General features: G+C 70.9%; 13 protein-coding genes. 10 read left to right on the forward strand and 3 right to left on the reverse strand.

What is annotated here, in order from left to right:
* Positions 1–5 precede the first annotated feature (5 nt).
* Positions 6–374 carry a DUF3499 domain-containing protein gene (locus AB0B97_RS14410; protein ID WP_234587740.1) on the forward strand — a complete coding sequence of 123 codons (369 nt, stop codon included), beginning with the start codon at positions 6–8 and terminating at the stop codon, positions 372–374.
* A 6-nt stretch (positions 375–380) separates the two neighbouring features.
* On the opposite strand, the gene AB0B97_RS14415 is transcribed toward AB0B97_RS14410, so the two are convergent.
* Both AB0B97_RS14415 and AB0B97_RS14420 read right to left on the reverse strand, forming a co-directional pair.
* Positions 381–1,757: an FAD-binding oxidoreductase gene (locus AB0B97_RS14415; protein ID WP_357494278.1), complete on the reverse strand. Its 1,377-nt coding sequence runs from the start codon at positions 1,755–1,757 to the stop codon at positions 381–383.
* 2 nt (positions 1,758–1,759) lie between these two features.
* Positions 1,760–3,106, reverse strand: a complete 1,347-nt coding sequence (locus AB0B97_RS14420) for an aspartate aminotransferase family protein (protein ID WP_357493749.1) — start codon at positions 3,104–3,106, stop codon at positions 1,760–1,762.
* 674 nt (positions 3,107–3,780) lie between these two features.
* Here AB0B97_RS14420 and AB0B97_RS14425 point away from each other — a divergent pair.
* Both AB0B97_RS14425 and AB0B97_RS14430 read left to right on the forward strand, forming a co-directional pair.
* Positions 3,781–4,551, forward strand: coding sequence for a helix-turn-helix transcriptional regulator (locus AB0B97_RS14425; RefSeq protein WP_357493751.1), 771 nt, complete (start codon positions 3,781–3,783; stop codon positions 4,549–4,551).
* A complete protein-coding gene (locus tag AB0B97_RS14430) occupies positions 4,542–4,745 on the forward strand; it encodes a DUF397 domain-containing protein (protein ID WP_357493753.1) in 204 nt (67 codons plus the stop codon). The genes AB0B97_RS14425 and AB0B97_RS14430 overlap by 10 nt, the downstream gene beginning before the upstream one ends.
* 103 nt (positions 4,746–4,848) lie before the next feature.
* On the opposite strand, the gene AB0B97_RS14435 is transcribed toward AB0B97_RS14430, so the two are convergent.
* Complete coding sequence (locus AB0B97_RS14435) at positions 4,849–5,361, reverse strand: Lrp/AsnC family transcriptional regulator (RefSeq protein ID WP_139584073.1); 513 nt, start codon at positions 5,359–5,361, stop codon at positions 4,849–4,851.
* A 217-nt stretch (positions 5,362–5,578) separates the two neighbouring features.
* Between AB0B97_RS14435 and AB0B97_RS14440 the strand changes: the two genes are divergently transcribed.
* From AB0B97_RS14440 to AB0B97_RS14470, 7 genes are all read left to right on the forward strand, one after another.
* On the forward strand, positions 5,579–6,763 hold the full coding sequence (locus tag AB0B97_RS14440; RefSeq protein WP_234587738.1) for a spermidine/putrescine ABC transporter substrate-binding protein: 1,185 nt from the start codon (positions 5,579–5,581) through the stop codon (positions 6,761–6,763).
* Positions 6,764–6,768: 5 nt separating this feature from the next.
* The gene (locus AB0B97_RS14445; RefSeq protein ID WP_357493756.1) at positions 6,769–7,920 is read left to right on the forward strand and encodes an ABC transporter ATP-binding protein; all 1,152 of its coding nucleotides are present in this window, start codon (positions 6,769–6,771) and stop codon (positions 7,918–7,920) included.
* Positions 7,917–8,825 carry an ABC transporter permease gene (locus AB0B97_RS14450; RefSeq protein WP_357493758.1) on the forward strand — a complete coding sequence of 303 codons (909 nt, stop codon included), beginning with the start codon at positions 7,917–7,919 and terminating at the stop codon, positions 8,823–8,825. Before AB0B97_RS14445 ends, AB0B97_RS14450 begins: the two co-directional genes overlap by 4 nt.
* A 58-nt stretch (positions 8,826–8,883) precedes the next feature.
* Positions 8,884–9,720 (forward strand): ABC transporter permease, encoded by an 837-nt coding sequence (locus AB0B97_RS14455; protein ID WP_357493760.1) that lies wholly within the window; start codon positions 8,884–8,886, stop codon positions 9,718–9,720.
* Between the two features lie 78 nt (positions 9,721–9,798).
* Positions 9,799–11,220, forward strand: a complete 1,422-nt coding sequence (locus AB0B97_RS14460) for an FAD-dependent oxidoreductase (protein ID WP_357493762.1) — start codon at positions 9,799–9,801, stop codon at positions 11,218–11,220.
* Positions 11,220–12,422, forward strand: coding sequence for a saccharopine dehydrogenase C-terminal domain-containing protein (locus AB0B97_RS14465; RefSeq protein WP_357493764.1), 1,203 nt, complete (start codon positions 11,220–11,222; stop codon positions 12,420–12,422). Before AB0B97_RS14460 ends, AB0B97_RS14465 begins: the two co-directional genes overlap by 1 nt.
* Before the next feature lie 102 nt (positions 12,423–12,524).
* Positions 12,525–13,256: a LamG-like jellyroll fold domain-containing protein gene (locus AB0B97_RS14470; protein WP_357493766.1), complete on the forward strand. Its 732-nt coding sequence runs from the start codon at positions 12,525–12,527 to the stop codon at positions 13,254–13,256.
* Positions 13,257–13,405: the final 149 nt, after the last annotated feature.

Below are 13,405 nucleotides of genomic sequence, written 5' to 3' on the forward strand. Positions count from 1 at the left end.
CCGCCGTGAGGTCACCACGGCGCTGCTCCCGTAACGGCTGCCCCCGGCAAGCGGTCGCCACATTGACCTATGTCTACAACGAGTCGACAGCCGTGGTGGGCCCGTTGGCGGCGTTCGCCGAGCCGCACACGTACGACCTGTGTGAGCAGCACGCCCGCAGCCTCACCGCTCCGCGCGGCTGGGACGTGGTGCGGCACGAGGGCGAGTTCGAGCCGCCCCCGCCCACCACCGACGACCTGGTGGCGCTCGCCGAGGCGGTTCGCGAGGCCGCCCGCCCGGCGCCCCGCCCTCCGGAGCCCGACCAGGCCCACCCGGAAGGCCCCCACCAGACGGGCCGCCGGGGCCACCTCCGGGTGATCCCCCCGAACCACTGAGCCCGGTCACTGCCCCAGGAGGCGGGAGAGTGTCCTGGCGCGGCGGGAAGGTCGGTCGGTCCGGTTCTCCTTGGCGTCGGCGCTGGTCATGACGCGCAGGGCCGCGTTCATCGCCAGCCAGCGCAGGGGTTCCGGCTCCCACCCGGGGGAGCGGTGGTTGACCCAGGGCAGGCTCGTCAGCTCGCTGCGCTGGCCGCGGATCAGGTCGGCCAGGGTGCGGCCGGCGAGGTTGCTGGCGCCCACCCCGTCCCCGACGTAACCGCCCGCCCAGGCCAGCCCGCTGGCCCGGTCGAAGCCGACCGAGGCGGCCCAGTCCCGGGCCACCCCGAGCGGGCCGCCCCAGGCGTGGGTCACCGGGACGTCCGGCCCGAGCACCGGAAACAACTCGCCCAGGGTCCGTCGCAGCGCCGCGAAGACCCGTGGCTCCCGGTCCTGGCCGGGAGAGACCCGGGACCCGAAATGGTACGGAGCGCCGCGCCCGCCGAAGGCCAGCCGACCGTCCGCCGTCCGCTGGCCGTAGATGATCACGTGTCGATGGTCGGAGAACGTCTCCCGATCCGCCAGGCCGATCCGCTCCCAGGCCTGTGCCGGCAGCGGCTCGGTGGCCACCATCAGCGAGTACACCGGCGCCACCGCGCGGCGCAGGCCGGGCAGCATGGGCGTGTACCCCTCGGTGGCCCGCACCACCACCGACGCCCGGACCGTCCCCGCCGGGGTGCGAGCCGCGCCGGCCCGGATCGCGGTCACCGTGGTCTGCTCGTGGATCCGCACCCCGAGGCGTTCCACCGCCCGCGCCAGAGCACGCACCAGCTTCGCCGGGTGCACTGTCGCGCAGTGCGGGGTGTACGTCCCACCGCGTACCCCCTCGGCGCCGCACCGGGCCGCGGCCTCGTCGGCGTCGAGGAGCGCCAGGTGTTCGGCGCCGAAGCCGAACGCGCGGGCCTCATCCACGGCGGCCCGGGCCCGGGCGAGCTGCGGGCCGGTGCGGGCGAGCGTGACGGTGCCGCCGTCGGCCCAGTCGCAGTCGATGCCCTCCGCCGCGACCACCCGGCCCACGGCACGGACGGTGTCGTGCAGCGCCCGTTGCATGGCGACAGCCGCGTCGCGGCCGTGCCGGCGGGCCAGCCCGGTCAGTGACGTGGGAAAGAGCGCCGAGCACCAGCCGCCGTTGCGCCCCGACGCCCCGTACCCCGCGATCTCCCGCTCCAGGACGACGACCCGCAGCGTCGGATCGGCCCGGGCCAGGTGGTACGCCGTCCACAGCCCGGTGTAGCCGGCGCCCACGATCACCACGTCGGCGTCCGTGTCGCCGGGCAGCGCGGGTCGAGGGGTCAGCGGCTCGTCCAGGGTGGACAGCCAGTACGACAGGTCCTCGTAGCGCATGGTCAGAGCCGCGACCACGCCTCGGTCAGCACCGTGCGCAGGATCTGCTCGATCTCGTCGAAGTGCTGCTGCTCGGCGATCAGCGGCGGGGCGAGCTGGATGACGGGGTCGCCCCGGTCGTCGGCCCGGCAGTAGAGGCCGGCCTGGAACAGCGCGGTCGACAGGAAACCACGCAGCAGCCGCTCCGACTCGGCCTCGTCGAACGTCTCCCGGGTCGTCTTGTCCTTGACCAGCTCGATGCCGTAGAAGTAGCCGTCGCCCCGCACGTCGCCGACGATCGGCAGGTCGTACAGCTTCTCCAGGGTGGCCCGGAACGCGGCCTCGTTGGCGCGTACGTGCCCGACGAGGTCCTCACGGGCGAAGACCTCCAGGTTGGCCAGGGCCACCGCGCAGGAGACGGGGTGGCCGCCGAACGTCACCCCGTGGGCGAACATGCCCGTCTCGGTGAGGAACGGCTCCATCAGCCGGTCGCTGGCGATCATCGCGCCGAGCGGCGCGTACCCCGAGGTGATGCCCTTGGCGGTGGTGATGATGTCCGGCTGGTAGCCGTAGCGGACGGCGCCGAAGTACTCGCCGAGCCGACCCCACGAACAGATCACCTCGTCGGAGACGAGCAGCACGTCGTACGCGTCGCAGATCTCCCGGACCCGCTCGAAGTAGCCGGGCGGGGGTGGGAAGCAGCCGCCGGAGTTCTGCACGGGCTCCAGGAAGACCGCGGCGACCGTGTCCGGCCCCTCCCGCTCGATGGCCCGGCCGATCTCGTCGGCGGCCCAGCGGCCGAACGCCTCCGCGTCGTCGCCGTGCTCGGGCGCCCGGTAGAAGTTGGTGTTCGGCACCTTGATCGCGCCGGGCACCAGCGGCTCGAAGTCGCTCTTGATGCCGGGCAGACCGGTGATCGACAACGCGCCCATCGAAGTGCCGTGGTAGGCGATGTACCGGCTGATCACCTTGTACTTGTTGGGCTGACCGGTGCGCTTGAAGTAGGCCCGGGCCAGCTTCCACGCCGCCTCGACGGCCTCGGAGCCGCCGGTGGTGAAGAAGACCCGGTTCAGGTCGCCGGGGGTGAGCGAGGCGATCTTCTCGGCCAGCTCGACGGCCTTCGGGTGCGCGTACGACCAGAGCGGGAAGTAGGCCAACTCACCGGCCTGCTTGGCGGCGGCCTCGGCCAGCTCGGTGCGACCGTGACCGGCGTTGACGACGAACAGCCCGGCGAGCCCGTCGAGGTAGCGGCGGCCCTGCGCGTCCCACACGTACGCGCCCTCGCCGCGAACGATTGTCGGCACCTCGCCGGCGGAGTAGCTCGCCATCCGGGTGAAGTGCATCCAGAGGTGGTCGGTGGCGTTGGCCATGTCAGCCCCATCGGTCGTCGGGCCGGTCAAAGGGTGAAGCCGGCCGCTCTGCCAACGGTTATCGCACAGTCTTGGGCTCATAGGCAAGTGGTATCAGTGGCGTGATGGGCCAGGCACGACGGAATCAGCGAGCGGTTGCAGTCTCGGCAACGGATTTCGCATCGCTGCGTGACCTGCCGGTATGGGGTTCCAGCCCTGTCGAGCTGCCCCAGATGTGGGGCACGTGCCTGCCCTGCGCCGCCGTTCGCCCCGCGCGCCACCGTTCGCCCCGCGCCGCACGGTTGATCCACTCCAGTTCGCCGATGTTGTGCCATCGGGGCGTGGTTGATACCGCGATTTCGGCGACGTCGAGTGGATCATCGGCAGGGGCGGTGCGAGGTGAGCGTCGGGACGCTGGTGGGACACCTCGGGGGCGCTCGGTGGGCGTCCTGGATGCACGCCAACACGTCCCACCGCAACACGCCGGTAGGCCGGAGACATCGACACTCAGCGTGGCTATCGTGCGCCGCAGCGTGTGCCGAGCGGGGCGGCACAGCTTGCTCCACGCGGGGCGGCTCAGCACCCGAGCGGGGCGCTGCTCTCTACCGAGCGGGGCGGCGCAGCGGGCATGACGTGGCTGGGCGCTCCGTACCGAGCGGAGTTGTGGTGTGTGTCCGGCGGGCGGGAGGATCCGAATGGCGAACGAGGCGTTGCGGGTGGCGATGGCCGAGGCGGGGGAGACGGTCGAGTCGCTGGCCGAGAAGGTCGGCGTCGACCCCAAGACGGCGGCGCGGTGGCTCGCTGCGGGGCGCATTCCGCACCCGCGTACCCGCATCGCGGTGGCGGAGGTCCTACGCCGCGACGCCGCCGACCTCTGGCCGGAGCCGTTCCGCCGCCGGGACCTGCCGTGGTTCCGGCCGTGGGCTGAGCTGGAACAGGACGCGACCTCGATCCGCTCCTATCAACCGCTGCTCGTGCCGGGCCTGCTTCAGACCGAGGGGTACGCCCGGGCGGTCCTGAACACGGGCGGGCTGGTCCCAGTCTCCGAAGTGGACCAGATCGTGGCGAGCCGGATCGACCGGCAGGCGGTCCTCTGCCGCGATGCCCCACCCCAGCTCGTAGCGGTGATCGACGAGGTGGTGCTGCGCCGGCCGGTCGGCGACGGGTCGGTGATGGCCGGGCAGCTCCGGCACCTCGCCTCGGCTGCCGAGTGGGAGCACGTGCAGGTCCGGGTCATCCCCGCCGAGAGCCCGTGGCACACCGGCCTCGCCGGGCCGTTCGTGCTGGGCCGCCTGCCCGACGGGACGGAATTGGCGTATCTCGACAACCAGCTCCGCGGTCAGATCGTGACCGATCCTCTCGACGTCGCTAGCCTGGGACGCAGGTGGGAGAGCGTCGCCGGTGAGGCGCTGCCCCAACGCCGGTCGATCGAGCTGATCAGGGAAGTGGCCACGACATGGACATGACCGACGCCCGTTGGCGCACCTCGACCCGCAGCAGCAACAACGGCGGTGACTGCGTCGAGGTGGCCGACAACCTGCCCGGCCGGGTGCTGGTGCGGGACAGCAAGGACCCCGACGGTGGCACCCTGACCTTCGCCCCGACCGCCTGGGCGTCGTTCGTCGGCGCGGCAGGCACGGTGGGCGCAGCAGGCCGCTGATCCACTCGGGTTCACGGAAACCGGGGCATCAGGGCCACCCGGACACCCCGACTTCCGGAAAGCCGAGTCGATCAAGCGCCGACGAGCGCCGACGAGCGGTGCGTCAGGCCGTACCCCAGGTGTAGGTCTGCTTGCGCAGCTTGAGGTACACGAACGCCTCGGTGGCGAGCACGCCGGGCACCGCGCGCAGCCGTTGCAGGATCTCCAGCAGGTGGTCGTCGTTGCGGCAGACCACCTCGGTGAGCAGGTCGAACGATCCGGCGGTGATGACCACGTAGTCGACCTCGTCCAGCTCGGCCAGTCGGTCGGCCACCGCCTCCAGGTCGCCGTCGGTACGCAGCCCGATCATCGCCTGGCGGGGGAAGCCGAGCTGGAGCGGATCGGTCACCGCGACGATCTGCATGACGCCCGAGTCGAGCAACCGCTGGACCCGCTGGCGGACCGCCGCCTCGGACAGGCCGACGGCCTTGCCGATCGTCGCGTACGGCCGCCGGCCGTCCTCCTGGAGCTGTTCGATGATCTGCTTGGCCACGTCGTCCAGCAGAGCGTGATTGGCGCCTTCACGTACGGCGACGCGTCGACCGCCGTTGCCGCTCTCGTGCTGCCGGTTCGTCATCGTGCGCTCCCCATGTCCCGAATCGTGATGTCGTGCGTGTGTCCCCGCGCAGTCTGGCGTATTTCGTCGTGCATCGCTAACCCCGCAACGGAATCCCTTGTGAGAGAGGGTGTCTCATGTCAGGATCAGTCGTCCCTGGTACTTGACCCTCCCGACATTCCCGCCGGCGCGCGCCTCCCCCGTCCCGCCCGCCGACGATGACCCCCTAGGAGTCGTCATGCGTACTCCCCTCCGGCCCCTTTCCCGGCGTGGACTGCTCACCGGCACTCTCGGATCGGCCGCCCTGCTCGCTGCGGGCGGCAGTCTCGCCGGCTGCGGCACCAAGGGCGCCCAGCAGACCGAGGCCGGCTGCGTCAGCGAGGACCTGTCCGGCACCGAGAAGAAGCTGGCCTTCTCCAACTGGCCGCAGTACATGGACGTCGACGAGAAGGACGAGTCGAAGCGGCCGAGCCTGGACGAGTTCATCACGAAGACCGGCATCCAGGTCACCTACACCGAGGACATCAACGACAACAACGAGTTCTTCGGCAAGGTGCAGAACCAGCTGGCCGCCTGCCAGAGCACCGACCGGGACATCATCGTGCTGACCGACTGGATGGCCGCGCGGATGATCCGGCTCGGCTGGATCCAGAAGCTCGACGCGGCAAAGATCCCGAACGTCCAGGCGAACCTGCTGCCGTCGCTGCTCAACCGCTCGTTCGACACCGAGAACCGGATCTCGATCCCGTGGCAGTCCGGCCTGGCCGGGTTGGCGTTCAACGGCAGCGTCACCAAGGAGCTGCGCACGGTCGACGAGCTGCTGACCCGCCCCGACCTCAAGGGCAAGGTGACGGCGCTCAGCGAGATGCGCGACACGATGGGTCTGCTGCTCGGCTCGAACGGGCACGACCCGTCGAACTTCACCGCCGCCCAGTTCGACGACGCGCTCAACAAGCTCAAGAAGGCAGTCGACTCCGGGCAGATCCGCAAGTTCACCGGCAACGACTACGCACCCGACCTGGCCAAGGGCGACATCGCCGCGTGCATCGGCTGGTCCGGGGATGTCATCCAGCTCTCCAGTGAGAACGAAAAGGTGCAGTTCGTCGCGCCGGACTCCGGCGCGATGCTCTACAGCGACAACATGATGGTCCCGAACAAGGCCACCCACAAGGGCAACGCCGAAGCGCTGATCAACTACTACTACGAGCCGGCGGTCGCGGCGAAGCTCGCCGCGTACGTCAACTACATCTGCCCGGTCAAGGGCGCCCAGGCCGAGATGGAGAAGATCGACCCGGACCTGGCCGCCAACCCGCTGATCTTCCCCGACGACGCGCTGCTGGCGAAGTCCAAGGTGTTCATGGCCCTGGACGAAAAGCAGGAGAAGGAGTACGAGGGTAAGTTCCAGCAGGTCATCGGGGCGTGACTCCGATGGCGCGCGAGACACCCGCAGGCGACCTGCGCCTGGCCGACCTCACCAAGCGGTTCGGCATCTTCACCGCCGTCGACGACCTCAGCCTGACGATCAGCCAGGGCTCGTTCTTCGCGCTGCTCGGCGCGTCCGGCTGCGGCAAGACCACCACGCTGCGCATGATCGCCGGGCTGGAGGAGCCGACCAGCGGCCAGGTGCTGCTCGGCGACACCGACATCGCCCGGCTGCGGCCGTACAAGCGGCCGGTCAACACGGTCTTCCAGAGCTACGCGCTCTTTCCGCACCTCACCATCTTCGAGAACGTGGCCTTCGGGCTGCGGCGGCGCGGCATCCGCTCGGTCGACGACCAGGTCCGGCGGATGCTGTCGCTGGTGCAGCTCGACGGCTTCGGCCCCCGCCGCCCGGCCCAGCTCTCCGGTGGCCAGCAGCAGCGGGTCGCGCTGGCCCGCGCTCTGATCAACCAGCCGCAGGTGCTGCTGCTCGACGAGCCGTTGGGCGCGCTCGACCTCAAGCTGCGCCGGCAGATGCAGATCGAGCTGAAGCGCATCCAGACCGAGGTTGGCATCACGTTCGTGCACGTCACCCACGACCAGGAGGAGGCCATGACCATGGCCGACACCGTCGCGGTGATGAACGCCGGCCGGATCGAACAGCAGGGCGCCCCGGCCGACCTCTACGAGTTCCCGGCCACCGCGTTCGTGGCGAACTTCCTCGGCCAGTCCAACCTGCTCGCCGGCGAGGCCGCCGGCACGAGCGGCGGCGAGGTCGCGGTGACGGCGCACGGCGCGCGCTTCTCGGTGCCCGCCGGCCGGTCGCGCGCCGACCGGGGTCCGGTCCACCTGGGGGTACGCCCGGAGAAGCTGCATCTGGTCGGCTCCGCCGACCAGGTCCCCCGAGGACACCAGCACCTCACCGGTGTGGTCACCGACGCCTCCTACGTGGGGGTCAGCACGCAGTACCTGCTGCGCACCGGTTGGGGCACCGAGCTGTCGGTGTTCGCGGCGAACGACGGCGCCCAGGTGCCGGTGCCGGTGGGCAGCGAGGCCGTGGCGTACTGGGATCCGCGCCACGCGTTCCTGCTGGCGCGCGACGCCGCCGACACCGACCGGACCACGCCGGTGCTCGACGAGCCGGTGGGCGCGTCGTCATGACCCTCCTGGCCCCCACCAGACCGGGGCAGCCGGCGCCTCCACCACCGGCCGGCCGATCCGGGCGGCACCGGCTCCTGCCGTACCTGTTGCTGCTGCCCGGCGCGGTCTGGCTGCTGGTGTTCTTCGGCGTGCCGCTGCTGCAGCTCGCCGCGGCGAGCCTCTACGACCCCAGCGGCTCGCTCTCCACCGGGTACGCGATGACGTGGGCGTTCGGCAACTATCCGGACGTCGTGCAGGCGTACTGGCCGCAGCTGCTGCGCTCGTTCGGCTACGCCGGACTGGCCCTGGTGCTGGCGCTGCTGCTCGGCTACCCACTGGCGTACGCCATCGCGCAGAAGGCCGGCCGGTGGAAGAACCTGCTGCTGGTGTGCGTGGTCGCGCCGATGTTCACCAGCTTCCTGGTCCGCACGCTGGCCTGGAAGACGATCCTGTCGGACAACGGCGCGCTCGTCGGCCTGCTGCGGGACGTGCACCTGCTCGCGCCGGACGGGCGGCTGCTGGCCACGCCGTTCGCGGTGGTGCTCGGCCTGACGTACAACTTCCTTCCGTTTCTGGTGCTGCCCCTGTACGCGAGCCTGGAGCGGCTGGACCCCCGGCTGTTGGAGGCTGCGAACGACCTGTACGCGAGCGGCGTCCAGGCGTTCCGCCGGGTGACCCTGCCGTTGTCCATGCCCGGTCTGGTCGCCGGCACGCTGCTGTTCTTCATCCCGGCCAGCGGCGACTACATCAACGCCGAACTGCTCGGCACCCCGAACGAATACATGATCGGCAACGTCATCGACTCGGCGTTCCTGGTCCGGCTGGACTACCCGCAGGGCGCCGCGCTGTCGTTCCTGCTGATGGCGGCGATCCTCGCGGTGGTCTTCGGCTACCTGCGCAGGGCCGGCACGGAGGAGGTTCTCTGATGAGCGCGAGGAGTGCAGCGCAGCGGAGCCCCGCAGTCGCGAATGAAGGCAGGCTCTGATGCGAGTGTCGCGCTGGTTGGCGGATCGCTGGGTGATGATCGTGGCGCTGCTGGTGCTCGGCTACCTGGCGCTGCCGATCCTGGTGGTGGCCGGGCTGTCGTTCAACCGCCCGTCCAGCCGCCTGTCGTACGACTTCAACGAGTTCACACTGGACAACTGGCGGCAGCCCTGCGCCACCTCCGACATGTGCGACGCGGTAGTGCGCAGCGTGCAGATCGGGTTCATCGCCACGGTGGTCGCCACCGTGCTCGGCACCCTGATGGCGTTCGCGCTGGTCCGGCACCGCTTCCGCGGCCGGGCCGGCGTCAACGTGCTGATCTTCCTGCCGATGGCCACCCCGGAGCTGGTGATGGGCACGTCGCTGCTGGCCCTGTTCGTCTCGGCCGGGGTGCCGCAGGGCTTCTGGACCATCGTCATCGCGCACGTGATGTTCTGCGTGTCGTTCGTGGTGGTCACGGTCAAGGCGCGGCTCGCCGGAATGGACCGGCGGCTGGAGGAGGCCGCCATGGACCTCTACGCCAACGAGTGGCAGACCTTCCGGCGGATCACGCTGCCACTGGTGCTGCCGGGCATCGTGGCCGCCGCGCTGCTGGCGTTCTCGTTGAGCTTCGACGACTTCATCATCACGAACTTCAACGCCGGCACGACAGTCACCTTCCCCATGTACGTCTGGGGCGCCGCCCAGCGGGGCATCCCGCCGCAGGTGAACGTCATCGGCACCGCGATGTTCGCGATCGCGCTGCTGCTGGTCGGGCTCAGCTCGCTGCGCGGGAGGCGGGCCCGTCGCGCCGCGCTGCTGGCCGGCCCGGTGCCGCAACCGCGTCGCTCGTCATGACCGCCCTGGATGCGGGCCGTCCGACCGGGTCGCAGTCATGACCGTCCCGCATGCCTGCCGTTTGACCGGGTCGCAGTCATGACCGTCCCGCATACCGGTCGGGCGCTGGCCGACGCGGCGCCCGTGCCGTACTGGCTGGACCGCCCGGAGCGCCCCGACCCGGTGGCGCCGCTCACCGGCGCGCAGACCGCCGACCTGCTGGTGATCGGCGGCGGGTACGGCGGGCTCTGGGCCGCCTTGGAGGCCAAGCGGGCCGAGCCGGACCGGGACGTGCTGCTCGTCGACGCCGGGACCTGCGGGTGGGCCGCCTCCGGGCGCAACGGCGGGTTCTGTGCCGCCTCGCTCACCCACGGCCTGGCCAACGGCGTCGACAGGTTCCCCGGCGAGATCGGCGAGCTGGAACGCCTCGGCCGCGCCAACCTGGACGCGATCGCCGCCACCGTCGCGGAGTTCGACATCGACTGCGACTTCGAGCGCACCGGCGAACTGGCCGTCGCCGTCGAGCCGTACCAGCTCGACGGGTTGGTCGCCGACGCCGAGCTGGCCCGCCGGTACGGCCACCGGGTGCGGCTGCTCGACACCGACGAGGTACGCGCCGAGGTGAACTCGCCGACGTACCTGGGCGGCATGCTCGACGCCGACCGGGTCGCCATGGTGGACCCGGCGAAGCTGGCGTGGGGGCTGCGCCGGGCCTGCCTCGACCTGGGCGTACGCGTGCACGAGCACACCCGGGTCACCGGGCTGCGCGCCGACGGCCCGGCCCTGCGCGCGTCGACGGTCGGCGGGCCCGGCAACGCGCCCGGCTCGGTACGCGCCCGCCGGGTCGTGCTGACCACCAACGCGTTTCCGCCGCTGCTGCGCCGATTGCGCGCGTACGTGGTGCCCGTCTACGACCACGTGCTGATGACCGAGCCGCTCAGCCCGGCGCAGCGCGACGCGATCGGCTGGCGCAACCGGCAGGGGCTGGCCGACACCGGCAACCAGTTCCACTACTACCGGATCACCCGCGACGGGCGGATCCTCTTCGGCGGCTACGACGCCGTCTACCACTACGGCAACCGGGTCGCCCCCAAGCTGGAGCAGAACCCAGCCACCTTCACCACCCTCGCCCAGCACTTCTTCACCACGTTCCCGCAGCTCGCCGACGTGCGCTTCAGCCACCGCTGGGGCGGCGTCATCGACACCTGCACCCGGTTCTGCCCGTTCTACGGCACCGCGTTCGGCGGTCGACTCGCCTACGCGGCCGGCTACACCGGCCTCGGCGTCGGGGCCACCCGCTTCTCCGCCCGGGTGCTGCTCGACCTGCTGGCCGGCGGGGACACCCCGCTGACCCGGCTCGACCTGGTCCGCCGCAAGCCCCTGCCGTTCCCGCCGGAACCCGTCCGCGCGGTCGGCATCAATCTCACCCGCCGGTCGATGGCCCGCGCCGATGCGCATGAGGGCAGACGCGACCTGTGGCTCCGTACTCTCGATCGTCTTGGTTTGGGGTTTGATTCCTGATGCGTGTCCTGCTCGTCGGCGCCGGTGGCGTCGGCTCCGCCGCCGTAGCCATCGCCGCCCGACGCTCCTTCTTCGAGACGATCGTGGTCGCCGACCATGACCCGGACCGCGCCGCCCGCGCGGTGGCCGGGCACGGCGACCGTTTCGTCGCCGCCCAGGTGGACGCCTCCTCGGCCGACGCGGTCACCGCGCTGTGCCGCGAGCACCGGATCACCCACGTGCTCAACGCCGTCGACCCGCGCTTCGTCATGCCCATCTTCGACGGCGCGTTCGCGGCCGGCGCGGACTACCTCGACATGGCGATGTCGCTGTCCCGCCCGCACCCGTCGCAGCCGCACGCGCGGACCGGGGTGAAGCTGGGCGACGAACAGTTCGCCGCCGCCCCCGCCTGGGAGGAGGCCGGCCGGCTCGCGCTCGGCGGCATCGGCATCGAGCCCGGCCTGTCCGACGTCTTCGCCCGGTACGCCGCCGACGAGCTGTTCAGCGAGATCGACGAGATCGGCGTCCGGGACGGGGCGAACCTGACCGTCGACGGCTACGACTTCGCGCCCTCGTTCTCCATCTGGACCACTATCGAGGAGTGCCTCAACCCGCCGGTGGTCTGGGAGGCCGACCGGGGGTGGTACACGACCGAGCCGTTCAGTGAGCCGGAGGTCTTCGACTTCCCGGAGGGGATCGGGCCGGTCGAGTGCGTCAACGTGGAGCACGAGGAGGTGCTGCTCATCCCGCGCTGGGTCAAGGCCCGCCGGGTCACCTTCAAGTACGGCCTCGGCGACGAATTCATCGACGTGCTCAGGACGCTGCACAAGCTCGGCCTGGACGGCGTCTCCCCGGTCCGGGTGCGCGGCGCCGACGTGTCCCCGCGCGACGTGGTCGCCGCCTGCCTGCCCGACCCGGCCACCCTCGGCGAGCGGATGCGCGGCAAGACCTGCGCCGGCACCTGGGTGCGTGGCCTGGGCCCGGACGGGAAGCCCCGGGAGGTGTACCTCTACCACGTGGTCGACAACGAATGGTCGATGCGCGAGTACGGCCACCAGGCGGTCGTCTGGCAGACCGCGGTCAACCCGGTGGTGGCGCTGGAACTGCTCGCCACCGGAGCGTGGACCGGTGTGGGGGTGCTCGGGCCGGAGGCGCTGCCCCCGGTCCCCTTCCTCGACCTGCTCACGAGTTACGGCTCGCCGTGGGGGATGCGGGAGAGCTGAGGAGGCATTGACAGCAGTCATAGCCACAGTGATCATGGTGGGGCGCTGCGGCCATACGGGGGCCCGCAGCCCAATCCCTGGAGGACCGTCATGGGTCGTGCCATGTCCGCATTCGCCCTGGGCGTCACCGCTCTCGCCGCCGCCGTCCTCGTGGACACCGCACCCGCGTACGCCGCCACGGAGCAGTTGCGGCTGGACTTCGACGCCACCCCCACCGGACAGGTCGAGCCCGGTCCGTGGACGTCCGGCTGCTTCGCTGACGTCGCCACCCTCGGCGACTCCGGCTGCATCGCCGTGAGCGCCCCGGGCGCCATCTCGCGGGCGACCCGCCCCAGCGGTGGGGGTGCCAGCCCGGCGCTCGCCTTCCCCGCCTCGGGCAGCGCGGTCGTCCAGGTCCCGGACGCCGCCAACCTCAACCCGGGCAGTCAGGACTTCACCATCAGCGCACTGGTGAAGGTGACCACCGGGCAGGTGACCAGCGGCGCCAATCTCATCCAGAAGGGCGTCTTCGCCGACCCGGCACAGTGGAAGCTCCAGCTCGACAACGGCAAGCCGGGTTGTCGAATCGCCGGTGCGGGCCCCGACGGGGCGGCGTCGCTGCTCATCACCGCCGACACCTCCATCGCCGACCAGGGCTGGAAGTTCGTGCAGTGCAAGCGACGCGGTGACGTGCTCAGCCTGATCGTCGGCAGCGAGACCGTGAAAACCGCGACGGGCGCCACGATGACCATCACCAGCACCGCGAAGGTCAACATCGGTGCCAAGGGGCCGGGTCTCAGCAACAACGACCAGTTCCGCGGCGAACTGGACAACGCGCTGATCAGCATCGGCTGACCGTGCGGTGCCCCTGAGTCGTATCCACGACTCAGGGGCACAGTTGTCGTACCGTTTCCGTCGGACTCCGCCACCCGCTCCGGGCATACGCCCGCTGTGTCTGCTTTTGCGGGCGTTCTGTCCCGCACGATCGGCCCTGCGCGGTCGGC

The sequence above is a fragment of the Micromonospora sp. NPDC049004 genome (genome assembly GCF_040649315.1).
Lineage (GTDB): Bacteria > Actinomycetota > Actinomycetes > Mycobacteriales > Micromonosporaceae > Micromonospora.

Coding starts and splice junctions, on each gene's coding strand:
- AB0B97_RS14435 (WP_139584073.1), bottom strand. CDS start 5,361: ATGACGAACCGGCAGCACGAGAGCGGCAACGGCGGTCGACGCGTCGCC.
- AB0B97_RS14415 (WP_357494278.1), bottom strand. CDS start 1,757: ATGCGCTACGAGGACCTGTCGTACTGGCTGTCCACCCTGGACGAGCCG.
- AB0B97_RS14455 (WP_357493760.1), top strand. CDS start 8,884: ATGCGAGTGTCGCGCTGGTTGGCGGATCGCTGGGTGATGATCGTGGCG.
- AB0B97_RS14460 (WP_357493762.1), top strand. CDS start 9,799: ATGACCGTCCCGCATACCGGTCGGGCGCTGGCCGACGCGGCGCCCGTG.
- AB0B97_RS14470 (WP_357493766.1), top strand. CDS start 12,525: ATGTCCGCATTCGCCCTGGGCGTCACCGCTCTCGCCGCCGCCGTCCTC.
- AB0B97_RS14430 (WP_357493753.1), top strand. CDS start 4,542: ATGGACATGACCGACGCCCGTTGGCGCACCTCGACCCGCAGCAGCAAC.
- AB0B97_RS14445 (WP_357493756.1), top strand. CDS start 6,769: ATGGCGCGCGAGACACCCGCAGGCGACCTGCGCCTGGCCGACCTCACC.
- AB0B97_RS14425 (WP_357493751.1), top strand. CDS start 3,781: ATGGCGAACGAGGCGTTGCGGGTGGCGATGGCCGAGGCGGGGGAGACG.
- AB0B97_RS14450 (WP_357493758.1), top strand. CDS start 7,917: ATGACCCTCCTGGCCCCCACCAGACCGGGGCAGCCGGCGCCTCCACCA.
- AB0B97_RS14465 (WP_357493764.1), top strand. CDS start 11,220: ATGCGTGTCCTGCTCGTCGGCGCCGGTGGCGTCGGCTCCGCCGCCGTA.
- AB0B97_RS14440 (WP_234587738.1), top strand. CDS start 5,579: ATGCGTACTCCCCTCCGGCCCCTTTCCCGGCGTGGACTGCTCACCGGC.
- AB0B97_RS14420 (WP_357493749.1), bottom strand. CDS start 3,106: ATGGCCAACGCCACCGACCACCTCTGGATGCACTTCACCCGGATGGCG.